The sequence below is a fragment of the Yersinia artesiana genome (assembly GCF_902726545.1).
GTDB classification, from domain to species: domain Bacteria; phylum Pseudomonadota; class Gammaproteobacteria; order Enterobacterales; family Enterobacteriaceae; genus Yersinia; species Yersinia artesiana.
In genome coordinates this window covers 15,192-37,686 of the sequence record NZ_CACVAD010000044.1, presented here as the reverse complement: position 1 = coordinate 37,686, position 22,495 = coordinate 15,192, and the positions used below count along the sequence as shown (strand labels likewise).

Sequence of the window (22,495 nt, the reverse complement as noted above, 5' to 3'; positions counted from 1 at the left end):
CATCTAGTAACCAAGAATATTAATAGCTCGCTAATAATATTTATCGTCACTTTATCGTGAGTTATTACTTTTTAAGAACGAAAAGGAATAAAAATTGATTAAAAAACAGTAGTTTTAAGAAAAAATTGTAATTTTTCAATGTGATAAGTGTTTTTGACTAAAAGTGCGAAAGGGTATGGTGATTTTGACCATAAATAGAATAAAAACAGGGGTATTGGGTGATATTAATATGGAAAAGGCAGTTTGATACCCTGTTTGTGACGAGGTTTTTCAGGGCGGATAGGGTAGATGTGTATCAAATGAAAGAATGCGGCATATAAGGCCGCATCTATAGATTCGCGGAGAATTAAAGCTCTTGTTCGAACAAACGGAGGATAGCCTCGTGTAACTGTTCGACGGTGAAACCTCTGGCAGGCGTGGTAAAAATAGTATCATCACCCGCAATACTGCCTAGAATACCTTCTGCTTTACCTAATGAGTCCAGTAGGCGCGCGATTAACTGGGCCGCACCTGGGCTGGTGTTAATCACCACCACCGAATTGTTATAATCGACATCCAATACCAGGTTCTTAAGTGGGCTACTGGTTGTCGGAACCCCTAATTCAGCTGGTAAGCAATAAACCATCTCCATTTTTGCATTACGCGTTCTGACCGCACCAAATTTGGTCAACATGCGCGAAACTTTGGACTGGTTAATATTTTCAAAGCCTTCTTCCTGCAAGGCCAAAACAATTTCACCTTGAGAACTGAATTTCTCTTCTTTCAATAACGCCTTAAACGCTTTGATAAGATCTTCTTGTTTGGCGGGATTACGCATTTTTTATGCCCTGAACAGTCAATAGTGAATAGGATTATTATGCATATAAATGAATTTTTATTCAACATGACTAAGAAGTATTGGTGATAAAAGCACTGATATCAAGGTGCACTAGAATTCTAACACTATCTGATTGTTAGGATTATGCTAAATCAGCTTTTTTTAACATTTCTACTGAGTAGCTAAAATGTTATTAAAATGATGTTGTTTTGATGTAAAGGAAGGGTGTAATGTAACCGCCGATTAACCTGTCATGAATACGCCAGATAATTTTAGAATAATGTGCGCTATATCATTAATGAATAAGCGATTTACTCTAAAATAGACAAACCTTATGCGCCTTTTTGATGCGTGATATCTCAATCTGACTGTTAATAGATTGTGTTTAAAATCGCAATAAATTAAGGTTCGTAAATAGATGAATTCACGGCAAATTTAAATTAAATATAATAAGGAGTATAGGATGAAAGTTGCAGTTCTCGGTGCCGCTGGTGGTATCGGCCAGGCCCTCGCTCTTCTACTCAAGACCCAGCTTCCTTCAGGTTCAGAACTCTCATTATATGATATCGCGCCAGTGACTCCTGGTGTTGCGGTTGATCTGAGCCATATCCCAACTGCTGTTAAAATTAAAGGTTTCAGCGGCGAAGATGCTACCCCAGCACTCCAGGAAGCAGATATTGTTCTGATCTCTGCGGGGGTTGCACGTAAACCCGGAATGGATCGTTCAGATTTGTTCAATGTGAACGCGGGTATCGTTCGTAATCTGGTTGAGCAAATCGCGCGTACTTGCCCGAAAGCATTAATCGGCATCATTACTAATCCAGTTAATACAACTGTTGCTATTGCGGCTGAAGTGCTGAAAAAAGCCGGTGTTTACGATAAAAACAAATTATTCGGTATTACCACACTGGATACCATCCGCTCCAACACCTTTGTTGCTGAGCTGAAAGGTAAGCAACCTCAGGATATCGAAGTGCCAGTTATTGGCGGCCATTCAGGTGTGACCATCCTGCCATTGCTTTCACAAATTCCAGGTATCAGCTTTACAGAACAGGAAGTTATTGATCTGACTAAGCGTATCCAGAATGCGGGTACTGAAGTTGTCGAAGCAAAAGCCGGTGGCGGGTCAGCGACTCTGTCTATGGGGCAAGCTGCTGCACGTTTTGGTCTTTCTCTGGTTCGCGCTTTGCAAGGTGAAAGCAATGTTGTGGAATGTTCTTACGTTGAAGGTGACGGCAAGTATGCCCGCTTCTTTGCTCAGCCAATCCTATTGGGTAAAGATGGCGTAGCAGAACGGAAAGATATCGGCAAACTGAGTGCTTTTGAACAGCAAGCACTAGAAAGCATGCTAGATGTTCTGCATAAAGATATTGAGTTAGGCGAGCAGTTCGTCAAATAAACTCGTGTAATAGGGGCTAAAGCAGCCCCTTGAATAACACCATCAACCGCCGATGCAGTTTATTGGCGGTTTTTTATTCTTCAGTTATAGGCTGTCGTATCCTGACTTTTCGGTCGAGGAGTGCACCGGTTTTTGAGTCAAAATAGCGTGTTGGCCAAATTTCGGATGGATGAATTTCCAGGCATTCCGCAATCAACCATTCCCCCTTAGGCCAAGGCCGAGTTAGCGCATTAGCAAGCGTGGATGAGCTTAAACCTGCTTTTCGAGAGACTGCTGCCAGAGTGGTGTCTTTCTTACGTAGTGCTGCAATGATGTCAGCTGGGTGCCAATCAGATTTCCTTAAAATCATCTTTAATCCTTTTTTTTTCTAAGCCGCTGGCGTGTTAGTGATATAAATAACGGTACATTGTTAATCGTACGGTGAACAGAAAGTAATCATTTAGAAGCATTCTAACATTTATTTTCTGAAAGATTTTAAATGTTTTCTAAATATTCCTTTTTTGTGTCGTAACGCATATTAGGAAGCAACACCATGAAAAAAGAGTGGTTTGCCGCTAAGGAATTGGCCGGTCTTGATGGGCTACCGTCATCACCACAAGGGGTTAACCTCATGGCTAAACGTGAGGGATGGGAACAGCGCCGTCGCCGTGGTGTTCAAGGCAAGGCTGTCGAGTATCATATTGAAAGTTTACCTCCCACCATACTGAATTTATTACAGTTAAGGGAGGAACCGGCTCAATATACGACAACGCGACAGGACCCGCTGGTGCTATGGGTTGAGGCCTATTATCACTTTACTGAGGCTGAACGTGAGCAAGTCATTACGTTTATTTTTCGTGAGGGCGCTAAAAGCTTGATAGAGCGGTTGATGACGGATTAGTGCAGGGTTTGTTGCCAATGGATAACTCCGGCAATGACTCCGGAGTTTCCAAATAATTTCTTAAAACGAACGTTGTACGGCAATGTGCGCCAAACCTTCTAAAGCCAGGCGATAATCGCTTTCAGGGAGAACCTGCAAAGCAGCAATGGCTTTGTCTGCCTCTTCTTCAGCACGCTGGCGAGTATAATCCAGTGAGCCACACTGCTGCATTGCAGTTAATACAGGTTCGAGTAAATGGCGGCCATTACCTTCTTCAATGGCTTGCCGAATCATTGCGGCTTGCTCTGGCGTTCCATTGTGCATTGCATGCAGTAAAGGGAGAGTTGGCTTGCCCTCGTTCAGATCATCACCGGTATTTTTACCCAAAGTGGTGCCATCTGAACTGTAATCCAGCAGGTCATCAATAAGCTGAAAAGCTGTTCCCAGATAGCGACCGTAATTCTGTAAGGCAAGTTCCTGCTCTTCAGTCGCATCGGACAAAACAGCAGCTGACTGCGAAGCGGCTTCGAACAAGCGAGCAGTCTTGCTATAGATGACCTGCATATAGTTTTCTTCAGTGATGTCAGGATTATTGCAGTTCATTAACTGCAAGACTTCACCTTCCGCAATCACGTTGGTTGCGGCTGACATCAATGTAAGAACACGCAGCGATTCAAGGCTGGTCATCATCTGGAATGAACGCGTATAGATATAATCGCCCACCAATACACTGGCAGCATTACCAAAGGCGGCATTGGCCGTAGCTTTACCACGGCGCATATCTGATTCATCGACGACATCATCATGCAGCAGCGTCGCTGTATGGATAAATTCAATCAATGCCGCGACCGTGATATGTTTAGTGCCTTGATAGCCAAGTGCGCGAGCCACCAAAACTGCAATCATTGGACGGATACGTTTCCCACCGCCACTGATGATGTAATGGCCCAATTGATTGATGAGAACAACATCAGAGTTCAATTGATCGAGAATTGTTGTGTTTACAGCCGCCATATCTGGCGCGGTTAAGTCGATAATCTTTTCTAGGTTCATTGTTATATTCAGCTGTTTTTCTCTTTAACTGCGATGAGATTACCGCCCACATTATTACATGACGTTCCCTGAGACTATGATTGTACTTGAAAAATCCATCAAATAAACGAGATGTAATAAACTGTGCTTTTTTTCTTCTCTTGGGCTGATTATATACTTGTCATTCACTACATTTTTGCGTAGAATTCGCGCCCTATTGTGAATATTTATAGTGCGCTCTGGACTACAAAAGTGGAGTGTGCGGAAAGCGGAGTTTTATATGTACGCGGTTTTCCAAAGTGGTGGTAAACAACACCGAGTAAGCGAAGGTCAAACCATTCGCCTGGAAAAGCTGGACATCGCAACTGGTGAAACTGTTGAGTTTGACCAAGTTCTGATGATTGCTAACGGTGAAGAAATCAATATCGGCGCTCCTTTAGTCGATGGTGGCAAGATCAAGGCTGAAGTAATTGCTCACGGTCGTGGCGAGAAGATTAAGATTGTTAAATTCCGTCGTCGTAAGCATTATCGTAAGCAGCAAGGTCATCGTCAGTGGTTCACTGATGTTAAAATCACCGGCATCAGCGCTTAAGATTTAGGAGAGCGGATAAATGGCACATAAAAAGGCTGGTGGCTCGACTCGTAACGGTCGTGACTCCGAAAGTAAACGTCTTGGCGTAAAACGTTTTGGCGGCGAAGCAGTTCTGGCAGGCAGCATTATCGTTCGTCAGCGTGGCACTAAGTTCCATGCAGGCATCAACGTAGGTTGCGGCAAAGACCATACTCTGTTTGCTTTGGCTGACGGTAAAGTCAAGTTCGAAGTTAAAGGCCCGAAAAACCGTAAATTTATCAGCATCGAAGCTGAATAAGTTTTTCGCGTCCTGTAAATAGATGTAAGCCCTGCAATTTCGTTGCGGGGCTTTTTACATTTCTGGGTTAACCCCCCTGGTAAAAAATGGATACGAAGCAGCAAGCTGGTTTAGGTATTTTTTTGGCACTAACCACTGCCGTATTCTGGGGTGCCTTGCCGATTGCAATGAAGCAAGTGCTTGAGGTCATGGAACCGTATACCATTGTTTGGTATCGCTTTATGATGGCGGCTATCGGCTTGGGGATTATTCTGGCTTCACGCCGTCAGTTGCCCTCTCTTAAACTTTTTCGCCAACGTCGCTGGCTAGTATTACTGATAGTTGCGACTTGTGGCTTGCTGGGGAATTTCATCTTCTTCAGCTCATCATTACAATATCTTAGTCCGACCACATCTCAGGTTATCGGGCAACTCTCGCCGGTCGGGATGATGGTTGCCAGTGTGCTGATTTTAAAAGAGCGGATGCGTATCACCCAGGTTATCGGTGCGGGTATGCTGATTTGTGGGCTGTTGTTATTTTTTAACACCAGTTTGCATGAAATCTTTACCCGTTTGACGGATTACACGCTTGGTGTGGCATTGGGTGTCTGTGCAGCGGTTGTCTGGGTTAGCTATGGTGTTGCCCAGAAGGTGCTATTAAGGCGTATGGCATCGCAACAAATCTTATTATTGTTGTACACTTTATGTGCAATCGCATTATTCCCATTAGCAAAGCCCGCCGTTATTTTTCAGCTAAATGGGTGGCAGTTTGCCTGTTTACTGTTTTGTGGGGTTAATACCCTGGTTGGTTATGGTGCTTTGGCTGAAGCCATGGCGCGCTGGCAGGCTGCGCAGGTAAGCGCACTCGTCACATTGACGCCGCTGTTTACCTTGTTTTTTTCAATTTTATTAGCGCTGGCCTGGCCAGATATGTTCGCCGCACCATCTCTCAACTTTGTGGGATACGTAGGCGCATTCGTGGTGGTGGCAGGTGCAATGTTTTCCGCAATTGGGCACCGTTGGTGGCCACGTCGGACAGAAATAAATCGGGTTGCTGCGCAAAAATAGCAGCTCGGGAATGATTTACGGAGAAAGTAAATGAAGTTTGTAGATGAAGCTACCATTTTGGTTGTAGCGGGTGACGGCGGTAACGGTTGTGTCAGTTTCCGTCGCGAGAAATATATTCCTAATGGTGGCCCTGACGGTGGTGATGGTGGTGACGGTGGTGATATTTACCTGCTGGCTGATGAAAACCTCAACACCTTGATTGACTACCGTTTTGTGAAATCTTTCCGTGCTGAGCGCGGTGAGAATGGGCAGAGCCGTGACTGTACCGGTAAACGCGGTAAAGACATCACCATTAAAGTCCCTGTTGGTACTCGTGTACTGGATCAAGGCACCGGTGAGATTGTTGGCGATATGACTCGCCACGGTCAGCGCTTGATGGTCGCCAAAGGCGGTTTCCACGGATTGGGTAATACCCGTTTCAAATCTTCGGTCAACCGCGCTCCTCGTCAGAAAACTATGGGGACGGAAGGCGAAACTCGTGAGCTGTTGCTGGAACTGCTGTTACTGGCAGACGTTGGCATGTTGGGTTTACCTAATGCCGGTAAATCAACCTTTATTCGCGCTGTTTCTGCTGCTAAACCAAAAGTTGCTGATTATCCATTTACCACGCTGATCCCAAGTCTGGGTGTGGTTCGTATGGATCACGAGCAGAGCTTTGTGGTGGCTGATATCCCTGGCCTGATTGAAGGCGCTTCCGATGGTGCGGGTTTAGGTATTCGTTTCCTCAAACATTTGGAACGTTGCCGCGTACTGTTGCATTTAGTGGATTTGGCTCCGATCGATGAATCTGATCCGGTGGAAAACGCCAAAATCATTATTAATGAGCTACAACAATACAGCGAAAACCTTGCCCAGAAGCCTCGCTGGCTGGTGTTCAACAAGATTGACCTGGTAGGGCCGGAAGAAGCTGAAACACGCGCTAAGGCCATCGTAGAAGCTCTGGGATGGGAAGATAAGTATTATATGATCTCGGCTGCGAATCGCGATAACGTGAACGCCTTATGCTGGGATGTAATGAACTTCCTGAACTCGCAACCAAAAGCGATGGCTATTGCTGAAAGCACGCCAGAAAAAGTTGAATTCATGTGGGACGATTATCATCGTGAACAACTGGCTGAAGTGGAAGCTGAATCAGAAGATGACGACGATTGGGATGAAGAAGACGATGACGGTGTAGAGTTTATCTACGAACGTTAAGTTTCCGGTTGTTGTGTGAGAAGGGCTGCCATTCGTGGTGGCCCTTTTGTTTGCAAGAGGAACGCTGGTATTAGTCAACTCGTTTAGCTGTGTGTGGTCGCCGGTATCCAACATTGGGCTATTAAGCCAGAGCGGTCAGAGCGATTCTCTAGCGTGAGTCTTCCTTGGTGAAGTTGCGTAATTCGGATCACAATATTTAGCCCTAAGCCGCTGCCGCCGTAGCGCTGATCCATGCGACGAAATGCCTGCGTCAGTTCACCCGCCTGCTCCTGCTTTATTCCTGGCCCTTCATCCATGACTTGCAATAGGGTGCCTTGTGCTTCAGAAGAGAGTTTGACTGAAATTTGACTGCCGACCGGGCTGTAGCGATGTGCATTTTCAACCAGATTACGCAGCATCAAACGCAGCAATGTGGCATCGCCCTGGGTCTGAGCATCAGCGGGAAGTTCCCATTGTAGAGTTTGCTGGCGCTGAGCGCACATTTCCTCCAGCTCTTCTTTCAGTGGTTGCACCACGTTTTCTATCCAATTCAATGTTTGATAAAGGCCACTAGCAAAATTCTGGCCGGCCCTCGACAGCATCAAGAGTTGTTCAATAGTGTGCATTAATAAATCAATTCGGCCGATAAGCGGCTTACTTTCAGCAATACCTTGCTGTTCCATCAACTCAAGATGCAGTCGAATACCGGCAAGAGGGGTGCGCAGCTCGTGTGCGGCATCGGCAGTAAACAGGCGCTCTTGCGCGATGGTATTAGAGAGCCGGGATAACAATTGATTAAGGGTAGATGTCACAGAGACAATTTCTTGCATGTCACTATTGACGACAACAGGGGTCAGGTTATCTGCGGAGCGCTCAGCCAATTTCTGCTGTAATTGATCCAGCGGTCGAATAATCCAACTGATGGCCCAGAAAGAGAGCAGCAGGGTAATCGCCATCATGATGAGTGACGGTGCAAGCAGTGAGGCTATGGCCTCGGCGATTTCGGTATCCACCCGTTCATTACGCACTTTGGCGCTCAGCGTTTCATCAACCAGAAAGCTGATTTGTTCTTGGCTTTCATGCCACAACCAAAATGCACTGATCAACTGGGTTATTAATAATATTAATGCCAGCATTAGGATGAGGCGACGCCGCATACTGATCATGATAGAGCTTCCAGCCGATAGCCAATGCCCCGTATTGTCCGGATACGATCTTTGCCCAATTTACGCCGCAGATTGTGGATATGTACTTCCAGCGTATTGGAGCCGAGATCGTCATTCCAGGTATACAGATCCTGTTGTAATAACTCACGATTGACGGTTTGACCCGCACGCATGATTAAGCGCGACAAAATCGCAAATTCTTTCGGTGTGACTTCCAACGGCTGGCCCTGCAAACACACTTGCTGTGTTGATAGATTAAGGCTCAGGTCATCTTGCTGTATCAGATTATCACTTTGCCCTTGATAGCGGCGGATTAGCGCCCGAACACGAGCCAGTAATTCTGCCAGAGCGAAAGGTTTTATCAGGTAATCGTCAGCACCAGCATCCAGCCCATCAACCCTATCTTCAAGAGCATCACGGGCGGTGAGAATAAGCACAGGGAGCGTCACCTGCTGGCGACGCCACTGACGTAACAGGACTGCACCGTCTTGATCCGGTAAACCGAGATCGAGAATAACCATGCTGTACTGACTGGTGAGTAACAAACTCTGCGCTTGTGCCGCGGTACCAGCACAGTCGCAGGTATAGCCCCCGCTGGTCAGCGCCATGGCTATCCCTTGTTGTAGCAGTTCATCATCTTCAACAATCAGTAGTTTCATTTTTCTCAGTTGTTCTGATAAATGTCTTTATACAGTCGGCTTTCGAAACGCACCAATGGCGCGCGGCGATTTTTTTGATCTTCAGGTGGCACAGCGTAGCCAGATAAGAATTGCACAAAAGCCATACGTTGCCCACTGGCGGTAGTAATGAATCCGGCCAGATTGTACACGCCTTGCAATGCCCCTGTTTTAGCTGAAACTTTGCCGTCTACACCCGCTTCGTGCAACCCACCACGATAGCGTAATGTGCCGTCGTAGCCTGATAATGGCAGCATTGAGATAAAGTTAAGCTCTTGATCATGTTGAGCTATATACTGTAAAGCCTGCATCATGGTTGCCGGTGAAATAAGATTATGGCGTGATAAGCCCGATCCATCCACGACAATACTGTTCCCCAGATCCACACCTGCTTTTTGCCGTAACACCTGTCGAACTGCATCAGCCCCCGCGCGCCATGTGCCCGGCACACCAAAACGCTGATGACCAATGGTTCTAAATACGGTGTCAGCGATCATGTTGTCAGACTTTTTCAACATGATTTTCAGCAAGTCATGTAACGGCGCTGATTGAGCTTGGGCTAACACGGTTCCAGCGGCATTAGGGGTCGTCTGGCGGCGTAAACTGCCATCAATTTGGATGTCAGCTTTTTTCAATTCATCTTTCAAAATAGCACCGGCGTAGCTGGCCCCATTCTGTACGGCAAAGGCCAAAGGCAGCGGTTCACTACGTTGCGTCAGGCAGCCGGTCAGGGTGAATCGGTTTAATTCACCTGGCACCACATCTAATTCGCAATATTGCGCATCAGGCGAACCTTTGGCTAAGGTGCGGACTTCACTAAACATCTGCACCGGGTAATAAGATGCGACTCGGATAAATGCCATGTCACCTGGATTTGGTGCGCTATAAAGAGAGACAGAAAAACAGTTACGATCGACAATCGCGGCCGCAGGTGGCGCACTAAAGCACTGTGTCATGTCGTTCCACGGCCAGCCTGGAGCTTTGTCATGGCTGGCAAACACCGACGTATCGATAATCAAATCACCAGCGATTTGTTTTACGCCCGATTTTCTGAGTGTGGCTACCATATTACGCAACTGCTGGCGTGTTAAAGTGGGGTCGCCATCAAAACGTGCAATTAAATTGCCGCGTAAAACCCCATCGCTGATCGTGCCATGGCTTTCCAATGTGGTATTAAAGCGAAAATCTGGCCCAAGCTGTAATAATGCCGCCAGTGCAGTCAGGACTTTTTGTGTACTGGCAGGCAATGCCATCTGCTGAGCGTGATAGTCTATTACCGGAGTTGTGGCCCCGATTTTTTGTACGACTAACGCAAGATTTGCCCCATCAGGCAGATATTGTGTGTAATTCTCAACCTGAGCCGCATTGGCGTTAGATATGCTGATATTGATCGCAATAGCGCAGGCCAATCCACTGACAATTCGTGAAAAATGCATAATTTCGGTATAACTGCTGAATAACGTGTTGCCATACTACGGTGCAACGAGGGCGAAAGTAAACGATGACCCTAAAGGAACTCTACGTTAAAATGCATATCAAAATGCAAAATTGATCCTGACTTGGGGTTTTGGCTCTGGGGTGATTTTTTTTGTTTATCGCCTGGAGGCGGGTAGGGTATCAAACTAACCGTATTTTCATTCGAAAACGTTAGGATGACGGTTTTTTGAACAGGATAGATTTAGAGGTATTTAAAAGATGAAACAGATTCCGATGACGGTAAATGGCGCAGAGAAACTGCGCGAAGAGCTGGATTATTTAAAAAGCGTTCGACGCCCTAAAATCATTGCTGATATCGCCACCGCCCGTGAGCATGGTGATTTAAAAGAAAATGCAGAATATCATGCAGCCCGTGAGCAGCAAGGGTTCTGTGAAGGTCGTATTCAGGAAATAGAAGCAAAACTTTCTAATGCGCAGGTGATTGATATCACCAAAATGCCAAATAATGGCCGTGTTATTTTTGGTGCCACTGTGCGTGTATTAAATGTGGTTTCTGAAGAAGAGCAACAATACCGGATTGTGGGTGATGACGAAGCTGATTTTAAACAAAATCTTATTTCAGTTAACTCACCTATTGCTCGTGGCCTGATTGGTAAAGAAGTCGATGACGTGGTTGTTATTCGCACTCCAGGTGGCGAAGTGGAATATGAAATTCTTACCGTAGATTATGTGTAATACTTGTTCATCTGAATAGTAAGTACACATTGTTTATAAAAAATGAAGTTGTAAAGAAAAGTAAAAGGCCGCTTGCGGCCTTTTATCAGAACAAAGTGCATGGCACCTTTTCTCTAAAACAAGCGTCATTAACGCGGTAAAATAATTTTGCGCTCTTTTGCCGGACGATAGAGCACTAAAATATTACCGATGATTTGTACGTTAACGGCACCGGTCTCACGCACGATGGCATCAGCAATTAGGGCTTTGGTTTCACGCTCTTCTGCAGTGATCTTCACCTTGATAAGCTCATGATGTTCCAGCGTTTGTTCGATTTCAGCCAGCACCCCTTCGGTTAATCCGTTATTGCCCAGCATCACTACTGGCTTTAACGGATGGGCCAGGCTTTTCAGGTGTTGTTTTTGTTTGTTATTCAGATTCATCGTCTTTTTTGCTTAAGTTGGGATTGAAAACGGTTCATTCTACCGCCATCTCATGTGTATCACCAAATCGGTCTACGCCGAGAGGGAGTTTACGCGAGCTAAGCAACAGATGCGCGGGCTCTTAATTAAGATAGTTGGAAAAAGAGATGTCTAATAAAAAGCGTTCGGCTAGCTCCAGTCGCTGGTTACAAGAACACTTTAGCGATAAATATGTCATTCAGGCACAGAAAAAGGGGCTACGCTCCCGCGCCTGGTTTAAACTTGATGAAATACAACAGAGCGATAAGCTTTTTAAACCGGGTATGACTGTTGTCGATTTAGGCGCGGCACCTGGTGGTTGGTCCCAATATGTTGTAACTCAGATCGGTGGTAAAGGGCGGATAATTGCATGTGATCTTCTACCAATGGATCCTATCGTTGGTGTCGATTTCCTTCAGGGTGACTTTCGTGATGAACTCGTTCTGAAAGCTTTACTTGAACGTGTTGGGGATAAAAAGGTTCAGGTGGTCATGTCTGACATGGCCCCGAATATGAGTGGTACTCCGGCAGTCGATATACCTAAATCAATGTATCTGGTTGAATTAGCTTTAGATATGTGTCGTGATGTACTTGCACCAGGTGGAAGTTTCCTGGTGAAGGTGTTCCAGGGAGATGGCTTTGATGAATACCTACGGGAAATTCGCTCCCTGTTTACGAAAGTTAAGATTCGTAAGCCAGACGCTTCTCGTGCGCGATCGCGTGAAGTGTACATTGTAGCGACAGGGCGGAAACTGTAGTACCCTAACGCTGTTTGTTAACACAGTTGTAATATGAGGTTAATCCCTTGAGTGACATGGCGAAAAACCTAATTCTCTGGTTAGTTATTGCAGTCGTATTGATGTCTGTATTCCAGAGCTTTGGACCCAGCGAATCGAATGGCCGTAGAGTGGATTACTCTACTTTCATGTCCGACGTGACCCAAGATCAGGTTCGTGAAGCACGTATCAATGGACGTGAAATTAACGTTAGTAAGAAAGATAACAGCAAATATACGACTTTCATTCCGGTCAACGATCCAAAGCTGTTAGATACCTTATTGACTAAAAATGTGAAAGTTGTTGGCGAGCCACCGGAAGAACCGAGCTTGCTGGCCTCTATCTTTATTTCCTGGTTCCCAATGCTGTTGCTGATTGGGGTCTGGATCTTCTTTATGCGTCAAATGCAGGGCGGCGGCGGCAAAGGGGCAATGTCCTTTGGCAAGAGCAAAGCCCGAATGCTGACAGAAGATCAGATAAAAACTTCTTTTGCTGATGTGGCAGGTTGCGACGAAGCAAAAGAGGAAGTCAGTGAATTGGTTGAATACTTACGTGAGCCAAGCCGTTTCCAGAAACTGGGCGGTAAAATTCCGAAAGGCGTATTGATGGTCGGCCCTCCGGGGACAGGTAAAACCTTGCTGGCGAAAGCCATTGCAGGGGAAGCTAAAGTACCATTCTTCACCATTTCGGGTTCTGACTTCGTAGAAATGTTCGTTGGTGTGGGTGCATCCCGTGTCCGTGACATGTTTGAACAGGCTAAAAAAGCCGCGCCTTGTATCATCTTTATCGATGAAATTGATGCGGTAGGCCGTCAGCGTGGTGCTGGTCTGGGTGGCGGTCATGATGAACGCGAACAGACACTGAACCAAATGCTGGTTGAGATGGATGGCTTTGAAGGCAATGAAGGCATCATCGTCATCGCGGCAACTAACCGTCCAGACGTTCTTGACCCAGCGTTACTGCGTCCAGGCCGTTTCGACCGTCAGGTAGTGGTTGGTTTACCAGATGTGCGTGGACGTGAACAGATTCTGAAAGTCCACATGCGCCGCGTGCCACTGGACATCGACATCGATGCTTCTGTTATCGCTCGTGGTACACCAGGTTTCTCTGGTGCTGACCTGGCGAACCTGGTCAACGAAGCCGCACTGTTTGCCGCTCGCGGTAACAAGCGCGTTGTTTCAATGGTTGAGTTCGAGAAAGCGAAAGATAAAATTATGATGGGTGCGGAACGTCGCTCCATGGTAATGACAGAAGCGCAGAAAGAATCAACGGCATATCATGAAGCAGGGCATGCGATCATTGGTCGCCTGGTGCCTGAGCATGACCCAGTACATAAAGTGACCATTATTCCTCGTGGTCGTGCATTGGGTGTGACATTCTTCCTGCCGGAAGGTGATGCAATCAGTGCCAGCCGTCAGAAACTGGAAAGCCAGATTTCGACTTTGTATGGTGGTCGTCTTGCTGAAGAGATCATTTATGGCCCGGAAAAAGTCTCTACCGGTGCATCGAATGATATCAAAGTGGCTACGTCTATTGCGCGTAACATGGTGACTCAGTGGGGCTTCTCCGAGAAGTTGGGGCCGTTGCTGTATGCTGAAGAAGAAGGCGAAGTATTCCTTGGTCGTTCAGTGGCGAAAGCCAAGCATATGTCCGATGAAACCGCGCGTATTATCGATCAGGAAGTTAAATTACTCATTGAGCGTAACTATCAGCGTGCACGTAAATTGCTGTTAGAAAACATGGATGTTCTCCATTCCATGAAAGATGCGCTGATGAAGTATGAAACTATTGATGCACCGCAGATTGATGACTTGATGAATCGCAAAGAAGTCCGCCCGCCAGCGGGTTGGGATGATGCGAACAAGTCTAAATCATCTGACAACGATAGTACGCCAAAGGCACCTACGCCGGTTGATGAGCCACGTACACCAACGCCAGGCAATACCATGTCAGAACAGTTGGGCGATAAGTAAGTCTACTGTTGGCATCCAAAAGCGTTGTGATTAATATAAACCTCGGGCTTGCCCGGGGTTTTTCTTTTTCTGCGATATAGAATCAAAGTGAATTGCCACTTTAAGGCGCGAACACATGCAGTTAACGGCCAGAGATCTGGTTTTGGATCTCACTCGCCCACAAGTAATGGGTATCCTGAATGTCACACCGGATTCATTTTCAGATGGTGGGCGTCACAATAATCTTGATAAAGCACTACAACATGCTGAACTGATGTTATCAGCGGGTGCTACGTTGATTGATATTGGCGGAGAATCTACCCGCCCAGGTGCTGCCGAAGTCAGTGAGCAAGAAGAGCTTGATCGGGTGGTTCCTGTAGTGGAGGCGCTGGCGAAACGTTTTGATGTTTGGTTATCTGTCGATACATCTAAAGCGGCGGTAATCACCGAGTCGGCTTGTGCGGGCGCTCATCTCATCAATGATATTCGGTCATTACAAGAGCCTGGAGCACTTGAAGCCGCGGCTAAAACTGGGTTACCGGTGTGTCTTATGCATATGCAAGGGCAGCCACAGAGTATGCAGCAGTCCCCTCACTACGATGACCTGTTGGCCGATGTAAATCAGTTTTTTAAGCATCATATTGATCGCTGTATTGCGGCTGGCATCGCAAAAAGTAAATTGTTACTCGACCCAGGCTTCGGTTTCGGTAAAAATCTGGCGCATAATTATCAACTACTGGCGCGCTTGGCCGAGCTTCACCATTTTGAGTTGCCACTTTTGGTCGGGATGTCACGGAAATCAATGGTCGGTCAGCTACTGAATGTTCTACCACAACAGCGGGTTATCGGTAGTGTGGCTTGTGCGGTTATTGCCGCCATGCAAGGTGCGCAGATTGTCAGGGTGCACGATGTCAAAGAAACTGTCGAGGCGATGCGAGTCGTCGAGGCAACACTTTCAGCGAAGGGATAAATAAAAATTATGAGCGACCGTAAATACTTTGGTACAGATGGCATTCGCGGCAAAGTGGGTGACAGTCCGATTACGCCAGATTTTGTATTAAAGCTTGGCTGGGCCGCCGGAAAGGTTCTGGCTCGACATGGTTCTCGTAAAATTATTATTGGTAAAGATACACGTATTTCTGGCTACATGCTGGAGTCCGCACTTGAAGCTGGCTTGGCTGCTGCTGGGCTATCTGCCTCATTTACTGGCCCTATGCCGACCCCTGCGGTTGCTTACCTGACGCGAACTTTCCGTGCAGAAGCTGGTATCGTTATTTCTGCCTCTCATAATCCTTTCTATGACAATGGCATCAAGTTCTTCTCAATTGATGGCACTAAATTGCCTGATGATGTGGAGGAAGCCATTGAAGCCGAGATGGAAAAACCACTCACTTGCGTTGAGTCCGCTGAACTGGGTAAAGCCAACCGTATTGTGGATGCCGCGGGTCGCTACATTGAGTTTTGTAAAGGGACATTCCCAAGCGAACTGAGTTTGAATGAATTGAAAATTGTGGTCGATTGCGCCAATGGGGCAACTTACCACATTGCACCAAGTGTATTACGCGAACTAGGCGCTACCGTGATTACCATCGGCTGTGAGCCAGATGGTATGAATATTAACGAAAAATGCGGTGCTACAGATGTTCGTTTGTTGCAAGAGCGTGTTCTTGCAGAGAAGGCAGATGTTGGTCTGGCCTTTGACGGTGATGGTGACCGGCTGATGATGGTCGATCACCTGGGTAACAAGGTTGATGGTGACCAGATCCTCTACATTATTGCCCGTGAAGGTTTGCGCCAGGGGCAGTTGAAAGGCGGTGCTGTCGGCACTTTGATGAGTAATATGGGGCTGCAATTAGCCTTGAAAGAGCTGGGCATCCCATTTGTTCGCGCCAAAGTCGGCGATCGCTACGTGTTGGAAGCTATGCAGGAAAAAGGCTGGCGTATTGGGGCTGAGAACTCCGGTCATGTGATCCTGTTGGATAAAACTACCACCGGTGATGGTATCGTCGCAGGCCTGCAAGTACTGACAGCAATGGTGCGCAACCATATGACCTTACATGATTTGTGTAGCGGTATGAAATTGTTACCACAAATCCTGGTGAACGTGCGTTTCTCCGGCGATCATAATCCACTGAAATCAGAGAAAGTCGAAGAAGTTACCCGCCAGGTGGAAAAAGAACTGGGTGATCGTGGTCGTGTCCTGTTACGTAAATCAGGTACTGAGCCATTAATCCGAGTGATGGTTGAGGGGGACGCTGAAGAGTTACTGATTGCAGAAATGGCTAATCGGATTGCTGATGCGGTAAAAGCGGCAGGCTAATAATTATTTACCAGGGGAGGAGCCACTCTCTCCTGGTAATTACACTGAAGTTGAATAACTTGGCGTTTTTTTCTGCAAATAAGCCTATGTGATGAAATTGCCCTTGCGTGTATTAGACGCTTTGGTTAGTATTCACACCCGCTTAAGTGGGTGAATAAGTCCCCGCTTGATGGGTGAGAAGCATTTGGCATGCGGTGAACCCGCAAGGATACAGGTACAACTATGTACGAAGCTCTTCTGGTTATTTTCTTGCTGATCTCGATCGGGCTAGTTGCTCTGATCATGTTACAGCAAGGCAAAGGCGCGGATATGGGAGCCTCATTCGGAGCAGGTGCTTCTGCAACTCTGTTTGGTTCGAATGGTTCCGGTAACTTTATGACCCGCATGACGGCTGTATTGGCGGCGCTGTTTTTCGTCATTAGCTTGATTTTGGGTAATATGAGCACCAACCAGGGCAATAAAGGCAGCGAGTGGGAAAATCTGGGTCAGCCAGCAAAAACTGAGCAGACTACAGCACCAGTAGCGCCGACTAAGCCGAGTAGTGATATCCCGCAGTAATGTTTCAAAATAAGTCAGTAGAAAGAAAGTTTTAAAGTGGTTGTGAAGACTTTAACAGTAAAAACAACCAGTTGAATCAGTGCCGGGGTGGTGGAATTGGTAGACACGCTACCTTGAGGTGGTAGTGCCCGATTGGGCTTACGGGTTCAAGTCCCGTCCTCGGTACCAAATCAGACAGATAACTTGCTTTTTTGTCGTTATCAACGTAATATTTGCCACGTTTTCGGACGCGGGGTGGAGCAGCCTGGTAGCTCGTCGGGCTCATAACCCGAAGGTCGTCGGTTCAAATCCGGCCCCCGCAACCACTTTCCTAAAGTGTTTTTTTTCAAATGTTGTATTCGGTAGACCTCAGATACTTTCGATTTCAATTTGAAAAAAATACTTGTCAGAAAGTTGTACCGAAGCCGCTTTGCGGCAAACAGGGTCCAGTTGCATAAAGCCCCGAATTTCGGGGTTTTTTGTTATTTGACAGCAGAATCACTGGGCTATTAGGCCCTTTTTTTATGTCTTGGGGGTGGGCTTGTCCACATTAGAACAAAAGTTAACAGAGATAATTTCAGCACCGGTTGAGGCCTTAGGCTATGAATTAGTTGGCATTGAGTTCATCCGGGGGCGCCAATCGACGCTACGAATCTATATTGATAGTGACGACGGAATCACTGTTGATGCTTGTGCTGATGTCAGCCACCAGGTCAGCGCTGTCTTGGATGTAGAAGATCCCATTACGGTCGCTTACAACTTAGAAGTTTCCTCTCCGGGCCTTGAACGCCCAATGTTCACTGCTGAGCACTATACTCGTTACCTTGGTGAAGAAGTCACTCTGGTTTTGCGTATGGCAATGCAGAACCGCCGTAAATGGCAGGGCATTATCAAAGCCGTTGATGGTGAAATGATCACGGTTACTGTGGATGGAAAAGATGAAGTGTTCGCGCTGAGCAACATCCAGAAAGCGAACCTGGTACCCCACTTTTAAAGTTTGGATGAGGCAACTAGGATGAACAAAGAGATTCTGGCTGTTGTAGAAGCAGTTTCCAATGAGAAATCCCTTCCGCGCGAGAAGATTTTTGAGGCGTTGGAAACCGCTCTAGCGACAGCGACCAAGAAAAAATACGAACAAGAAATTGAAGTTCGCGTCAGCATTGACCGTAAAACCGGTGATTTCGACACCTTCCGTCGTTGGGTTGCCGTTGACGAAGTGACGATGCCAACCCGCGAGATTACGTTAGAAGCGGCTCAATACGAAGATCCTTCGCTCCAGTTGGGCGATTATGTTGAAGATCAGATTGAATCTGTCACTTTTGACCGCATTACAACCCAAACCGCCAAGCAAGTTATCGTACAAAAAGTACGTGAAGCTGAACGTGCTATGGTTGTTGAACAATTCCGCCAGTATTTAGGTGAGATTGTGACTGGTACGGTTAAGAAAGTTAACCGCGATAGCATTGCACTGGATCTGGGTAATAATGCCGAAGCGGTTATTAACCGTGAAGACATGTTACCGCGTGAAAACTTCCGTCCAGGCGACCGTATCCGTGGTGTTTTGTACGATGTCCGTCCAGAAGCACGCGGTGCTCAGCTGTTTGTCAGCCGTTCACGTCCTGAAATGCTGATCGAACTGTTCCGCATTGAAGTGCCAGAAATCGGCGAAGAATTGATCGAAATTAAAGCTGCGGCACGTGATCCTGGTTCGCGTGCTAAAATTGCGGTCAAAACCAACGACAAACGTATCGATCCGGTCGGTGCTTGTGTTGGTATGCGTGGTGCCCGTGTTCAAGCTGTTTCCAGCGAACTTGGCGGCGAGCGCATTGATATTGTATTGTGGGATGATAATCCAGCCCAGTTTGTTATTAATGCCATGGCGCCAGCTGATGTTGCGTCAATTGTGGTTGATGAAGACAAGCACACGATGGATGTTGCCGTTGAAGCCAGTAACCTGGCACAGGCAATTGGCCGTAATGGTCAGAACGTACGTTTAGCCGCACAGCTGAGTGGCTGGGAACTGAACGTAATGACGGCGGACGATCTTCAGGCGAAGCATCAGGCCGAGGCTCATGCCGCTATTGATACCTTCACCAAATATCTTGATATCGATGAGGACTTTGCCACCGTTTTGGTAGAGGAAGGTTTCTCTTCTCTGGAAGAATTGGCTTACGTGCCAATGAAAGAGCTTCTGGAAATCGATGGTCTTGACGAAGATACGGTTGAAGCGCTGCGTGACCGCGCCAAAGCTGCATTGACCACGCTGGCCCTGGCACAAGAAGAAAGTCTTGGCGACCAAAAACCCGCTGATGACCTGCTGAACCTGGCTGGTCTGGAACGTAGCATGGCATTTAAATTGGCTGCGCGCGGTGTGTGTACGCTGGAAGATCTTGCCGAGCAGGGTATCGACGATCTGGCAGATATTGAAGGGCTTAGCGATGAGCAAGCCGGCGAGCTGATTATGGCCGCACGTAATATCTGTTGGTTTGGCGATAACGCGTAATAAACTGTAGCAGGAAGGAACAGCATGACAGATGTAACCGTAAAATCGCTGGCAGATGAGATTCAGACTCCAGTTGATCGCCTGGTACAGCAATTTGCTGATGCAGGGATCAAGAAGTCTGAAGTAGACTCAGTTACCCAGCAAGAAAAAGAAACATTACTGGCACACTTAAACCGTGAGCACGGTAGTGCGCCTAATAAACTCACGCTGCAACGCAAAACGCGTAGCACCTTGAATATTCCGAGCACCGGCGGAAAAAGTAAATCGGTGCAAATCGAGGTCCGCAAGAAACGCACTTATGTAAATACGCCGGAAGCTGAACAAGCGAAAGCGGAAGAGCAGGCACAGCGTGAAGCGGAAGAGCAGGCACAACGTGAAGCGGAAGCAGCAGCGCAGAAAATCGCTGAAGAAAAAGCTAAACGAGCGGCCGAAGAACAAGCCAAACGTGAGGCCGCTGAAAAAGCTAAGCGCCAAGCAGCGGAAAAAGAAAAAGTGACGAATCAACAAACCGACGAAAAAACCAAGCCAGCTCAGACTGATAAAGCACGCCGTGAAGCTGAAGCTGCCGAGCTGAAACGCTCAGTAGAAGAAGAAACACGCCGTAAGGTCGAGGAAGACGCTAAACGCGTTGCTGAGGAAGCCCGTAAAATGGCAGCCGAAAACGAAGGTAAATGGCCAGAGCCAGTGACTGAACAGACTGAATCTGCCGATTATCATGTAACTACCTCACAACATGCGCGCGCCGCGGAAGATGAAAACGACGCCAAAGTTGAAGGTGATCGCCGCAGCCGCACTCGTGGTGGGAAAGCGACTAAACAGAAGAAAGGCAATAAACTCTCTGAGTCTAAAGCTGATCGCGAAGAGGCACGTGCTGTTGGCCGTAAAGGCAAACGTAAACCAAGCACATTGCAACAGAGCTTCAATAAGCCTGTTGTTGCTGTTAACCGTGATGTAGTGATCGGTGAAACCGTGACTGTTGCTGAACTGGCCAACAAAATGGCAGTTAAAGGCTCTCAGGTCATCAAAGCGATGATGAAACTGGGTGCAATGGCAACGATCAACCAGGTTATCGATCAGGAAACAGCACAGCTGGTTGCTGAAGAGATGGGCCACAAAGTTATCCTGCGTCGTGAAAACGAGCTGGAAGAAGCGCTGATGAGCGACCGTGATACTGGCGCTGAAGCCGCAGCCGAGCACCGCGCTCCGGTTGTGACCATCATGGGCCACGTTGACCACGGTAAAACTTCTCTGCTGGATTACATCCGCTCCACGAAAGTGGCATCAGGTGAAGCCGGTGGTATTACTCAGCACATCGGTGCTTATCACGTTGAAACTGAAAACGGTATGATCACCTTCCTGGATACTCCAGGACACGCCGCATTTACTTCAATGCGAGCCCGTGGTGCTCAAGCGACTGATATCGTGGTGCTGGTTGTTGCAGCCGACGATGGCGTGATGCCGCAGACAATCGAAGCTATTCAGCATGCCAAAGCGGCGAACGTGCCGGTTGTGGTTGCAGTGAACAAAATCGATAAGCCAGAAGCTGATCCAGACCGCGTTAAAACCGAGCTGTCTCAGTACGGCATCCAGCCAGAAGAGTGGGGCGGTGAGTCTCAGTTCATCAACGTATCTGCGAAAGCCGGTATTGGTATCGATGAATTGCTGAACGCAATCCTACTGCAAGCTGAAGTATTGGAGCTGAAAGCAGTTCGTACTGGCATGGCAAGCGGTGTTGTTATCGAATCCTTCCTGGATAAAGGCCGTGGCCCTGTAGCTACCGTGCTGGTTCAACAAGGTACGTTGAACAAAGGTGATATCGTACTGTGTGGCTTTGAGTATGGCCGTGTGCGTGCGATGCGTGACGAGCTAGGCCGTGATATCACGTCTGCTGGTCCGTCGATCCCGGTTGAGATCTTGGGTCTGTCCAGTGTTCCGGCTGCCGGTGACGAAGTTACTGTTGTTCGTGACGAGAAAAAAGCCCGTGAAGTTGCACTGTATCGTCAGGGTAAATTCCGTGAAGTTAAGCTGGCTCGTCAGCAGAAATCTAAACTGGAAAACATGTTTGCTAACATGACCGAAGGTGAAGTTTCTGAACTGAACATCGTCATCAAATCTGATGTACAGGGTTCTTGTGAAGCTATCTGTGATTCACTTGAAAAACTGTCTACCGATGAAGTGAAAGTACGCATTGTTGGCTCAGGTGTTGGTGGTATCACCGAAACTGATGCAACATTGGCGGCCGCTTCTGGCGCAATCATCCTTGGCTTCAACGTTCGTGCTGATGCATCAGCGCGCCGTGTTGTTGAAACCGAAGGCCTGGATCTGCGTTACTACTCAGTTATTTATAGCCTGATTGACGAAGTTAAGCAGGCAATGAGTGGTATGTTGGCACCTGAGTACAAACAGCAGATTATCGGTTTGGCTGAAGTTCGTGACGTATTTAAATCACCGAAATTTGGCGCGATTGCTGGTTGTATGGTTACTGAAGGTGTGATTAAGCGTAATAATCCAATCCGTGTTCTGCGCGACAACGTAGTTATCTATGAAGGCGAGCTGGAATCTCTGCGCCGCTTCAAAGATGACGTTAACGAAGTCCGTAATGGTATGGAATGTGGTATCGGCGTTAAGAACTACAACGACGTCCGTACTGGCGATGTGATCGAAGTCTTCGAAATTATCGAAATTAAACGTACCATCGCTTAACCACCTCTGATTTGCTTATATCCATTTGGGGGGCCTTGGCCCCCCAAATTG

At 47.2% G+C, this 22,495-nt stretch carries 22 protein-coding genes and 2 tRNA genes; 17 read left to right on the top strand and 7 right to left on the bottom strand.

Annotation, left to right across the window (positions count from 1 at the left end; all coding sequences use genetic code 11):
* Nucleotides 1-346: 346 nt before the first annotated feature.
* A complete protein-coding gene (gene argR, locus HU019_RS14935; protein ID WP_174849109.1) occupies nt 347-817 on the bottom strand; it encodes a transcriptional regulator ArgR in 471 nt (156 codons plus the stop codon).
* 463 nt (nt 818-1,280) lie between these two features.
* Between argR and mdh the strand changes: the two genes are divergently transcribed.
* A complete protein-coding gene (gene mdh, locus HU019_RS14930) occupies nt 1,281-2,216 on the top strand; it encodes a malate dehydrogenase (RefSeq protein WP_174849110.1) in 936 nt (311 codons plus the stop codon).
* A gap of 73 nt (nt 2,217-2,289) precedes the next feature.
* Here mdh and HU019_RS14925 read toward each other — a convergent pair whose 3' ends face one another.
* The gene (locus tag HU019_RS14925; RefSeq protein WP_005175413.1) at nt 2,290-2,565 is read right to left on the bottom strand and encodes a helix-turn-helix domain-containing protein; all 276 of its coding nucleotides are present in this window, start codon (nt 2,563-2,565) and stop codon (nt 2,290-2,292) included.
* A gap of 183 nt (nt 2,566-2,748) precedes the next feature.
* Here HU019_RS14925 and HU019_RS14920 point away from each other — a divergent pair, with 183 nt between their 5' ends.
* Entirely contained in the window at nt 2,749-3,096 is a 348-nt protein-coding gene (locus HU019_RS14920) for a DNA-binding protein (RefSeq protein ID WP_174849111.1), read from the top strand.
* 60 nt (nt 3,097-3,156) lie between these two features.
* On the opposite strand, the gene ispB is transcribed toward HU019_RS14920, so the two are convergent.
* Nucleotides 3,157-4,128 carry an octaprenyl diphosphate synthase gene (gene ispB, locus HU019_RS14915; protein WP_174849112.1) on the bottom strand — a complete coding sequence of 324 codons (972 nt, stop codon included), beginning with the start codon at nt 4,126-4,128 and terminating at the stop codon, nt 3,157-3,159.
* Nucleotides 4,129-4,387: 259 nt separating this feature from the next.
* Between ispB and rplU the strand changes: the two genes are divergently transcribed.
* The 4 genes from rplU to cgtA all read left to right on the top strand — a co-directional run bounded on the left by rplU (nt 4,388) and on the right by cgtA (nt 7,219).
* Nucleotides 4,388-4,699 carry a 50S ribosomal protein L21 gene (gene rplU, locus HU019_RS14910; protein ID WP_005186422.1) on the top strand — a complete coding sequence of 104 codons (312 nt, stop codon included), beginning with the start codon at nt 4,388-4,390 and terminating at the stop codon, nt 4,697-4,699.
* 19 nt (nt 4,700-4,718) lie between these two features.
* Nucleotides 4,719-4,976 carry a 50S ribosomal protein L27 gene (rpmA, locus tag HU019_RS14905; RefSeq protein WP_002210179.1) on the top strand — a complete coding sequence of 86 codons (258 nt, stop codon included), beginning with the start codon at nt 4,719-4,721 and terminating at the stop codon, nt 4,974-4,976.
* A gap of 86 nt (nt 4,977-5,062) precedes the next feature.
* Complete coding sequence (locus HU019_RS14900) at nt 5,063-6,022, top strand: DMT family transporter (RefSeq protein ID WP_050075673.1); 960 nt, start codon at nt 5,063-5,065, stop codon at nt 6,020-6,022.
* 30 nt (nt 6,023-6,052) lie between these two features.
* Nucleotides 6,053-7,219, top strand: coding sequence for an Obg family GTPase CgtA (gene cgtA / locus HU019_RS14895; RefSeq protein ID WP_174849113.1), 1,167 nt, complete (start codon nt 6,053-6,055; stop codon nt 7,217-7,219).
* 83 nt (nt 7,220-7,302) lie between these two features.
* On the opposite strand, the gene pmrB is transcribed toward cgtA, so the two are convergent.
* The 3 genes from pmrB to dacB are packed head-to-tail and all read right to left on the bottom strand — an operon-like array spanning nt 7,303 to nt 10,477.
* A complete protein-coding gene (gene pmrB / locus HU019_RS14890; RefSeq protein WP_174849114.1) occupies nt 7,303-8,364 on the bottom strand; it encodes a two-component system sensor histidine kinase PmrB in 1,062 nt (353 codons plus the stop codon).
* Nucleotides 8,361-9,023, bottom strand: a complete 663-nt coding sequence (pmrA, locus tag HU019_RS14885; RefSeq protein WP_174849115.1) for a two-component system response regulator PmrA — start codon at nt 9,021-9,023, stop codon at nt 8,361-8,363. Before pmrA ends, pmrB begins: the two co-directional genes overlap by 4 nt.
* 5 nt (nt 9,024-9,028) lie before the next feature.
* Nucleotides 9,029-10,477 (bottom strand): serine-type D-Ala-D-Ala carboxypeptidase, encoded by a 1,449-nt coding sequence (gene dacB / locus HU019_RS14880; RefSeq protein ID WP_174849116.1) that lies wholly within the window; start codon nt 10,475-10,477, stop codon nt 9,029-9,031.
* A gap of 259 nt (nt 10,478-10,736) precedes the next feature.
* On the opposite strand from dacB, the gene greA reads away from it, so the two are divergent.
* The gene (gene greA / locus HU019_RS14875; protein ID WP_174849117.1) at nt 10,737-11,213 is read left to right on the top strand and encodes a transcription elongation factor GreA; all 477 of its coding nucleotides are present in this window, start codon (nt 10,737-10,739) and stop codon (nt 11,211-11,213) included.
* 128 nt (nt 11,214-11,341) lie between these two features.
* On the opposite strand, the gene yhbY is transcribed toward greA, so the two are convergent.
* Nucleotides 11,342-11,635, bottom strand: coding sequence for a ribosome assembly RNA-binding protein YhbY (gene yhbY, locus HU019_RS14870; protein WP_004389225.1), 294 nt, complete (start codon nt 11,633-11,635; stop codon nt 11,342-11,344).
* Between the two features lie 146 nt (nt 11,636-11,781).
* Here yhbY and rlmE point away from each other — a divergent pair, with 146 nt between their 5' ends.
* The 10 genes from rlmE (at nt 11,782) to infB (ending at nt 22,444) form a co-directional block, all read left to right on the top strand.
* Nucleotides 11,782-12,411 (top strand): 23S rRNA (uridine(2552)-2'-O)-methyltransferase RlmE, encoded by a 630-nt coding sequence (rlmE, locus tag HU019_RS14865; protein ID WP_019211304.1) that lies wholly within the window; start codon nt 11,782-11,784, stop codon nt 12,409-12,411.
* A 56-nt stretch (nt 12,412-12,467) separates the two neighbouring features.
* Nucleotides 12,468-14,402 (top strand): ATP-dependent zinc metalloprotease FtsH, encoded by a 1,935-nt coding sequence (gene ftsH, locus HU019_RS14860; protein ID WP_174849118.1) that lies wholly within the window; start codon nt 12,468-12,470, stop codon nt 14,400-14,402.
* Between the two features lie 115 nt (nt 14,403-14,517).
* On the top strand, nt 14,518-15,351 hold the full coding sequence (folP, locus tag HU019_RS14855; RefSeq protein WP_174849119.1) for a dihydropteroate synthase: 834 nt from the start codon (nt 14,518-14,520) through the stop codon (nt 15,349-15,351).
* A 9-nt stretch (nt 15,352-15,360) separates the two neighbouring features.
* Nucleotides 15,361-16,701, top strand: a complete 1,341-nt coding sequence (gene glmM, locus HU019_RS14850; protein WP_174849120.1) for a phosphoglucosamine mutase — start codon at nt 15,361-15,363, stop codon at nt 16,699-16,701.
* A gap of 222 nt (nt 16,702-16,923) precedes the next feature.
* Nucleotides 16,924-17,259 carry a preprotein translocase subunit SecG gene (secG, locus tag HU019_RS14845; protein ID WP_174849121.1) on the top strand — a complete coding sequence of 112 codons (336 nt, stop codon included), beginning with the start codon at nt 16,924-16,926 and terminating at the stop codon, nt 17,257-17,259.
* Between the two features lie 81 nt (nt 17,260-17,340).
* Nucleotides 17,341-17,427: transfer RNA gene (locus HU019_RS14840), tRNA-Leu, on the top strand.
* 60 nt (nt 17,428-17,487) lie between these two features.
* Nucleotides 17,488-17,564 (top strand) — tRNA-Met (locus HU019_RS14835).
* A gap of 215 nt (nt 17,565-17,779) precedes the next feature.
* On the top strand, nt 17,780-18,232 hold the full coding sequence (gene rimP / locus HU019_RS14830; RefSeq protein WP_005156279.1) for a ribosome maturation factor RimP: 453 nt from the start codon (nt 17,780-17,782) through the stop codon (nt 18,230-18,232).
* 21 nt (nt 18,233-18,253) lie between these two features.
* Nucleotides 18,254-19,741 (top strand): transcription termination factor NusA, encoded by a 1,488-nt coding sequence (gene nusA / locus HU019_RS14825; RefSeq protein WP_005156278.1) that lies wholly within the window; start codon nt 18,254-18,256, stop codon nt 19,739-19,741.
* A gap of 24 nt (nt 19,742-19,765) precedes the next feature.
* Nucleotides 19,766-22,444, top strand: a complete 2,679-nt coding sequence (infB, locus tag HU019_RS14820) for a translation initiation factor IF-2 (protein ID WP_050075681.1) — start codon at nt 19,766-19,768, stop codon at nt 22,442-22,444.
* Nucleotides 22,445-22,495: the final 51 nt, after the last annotated feature.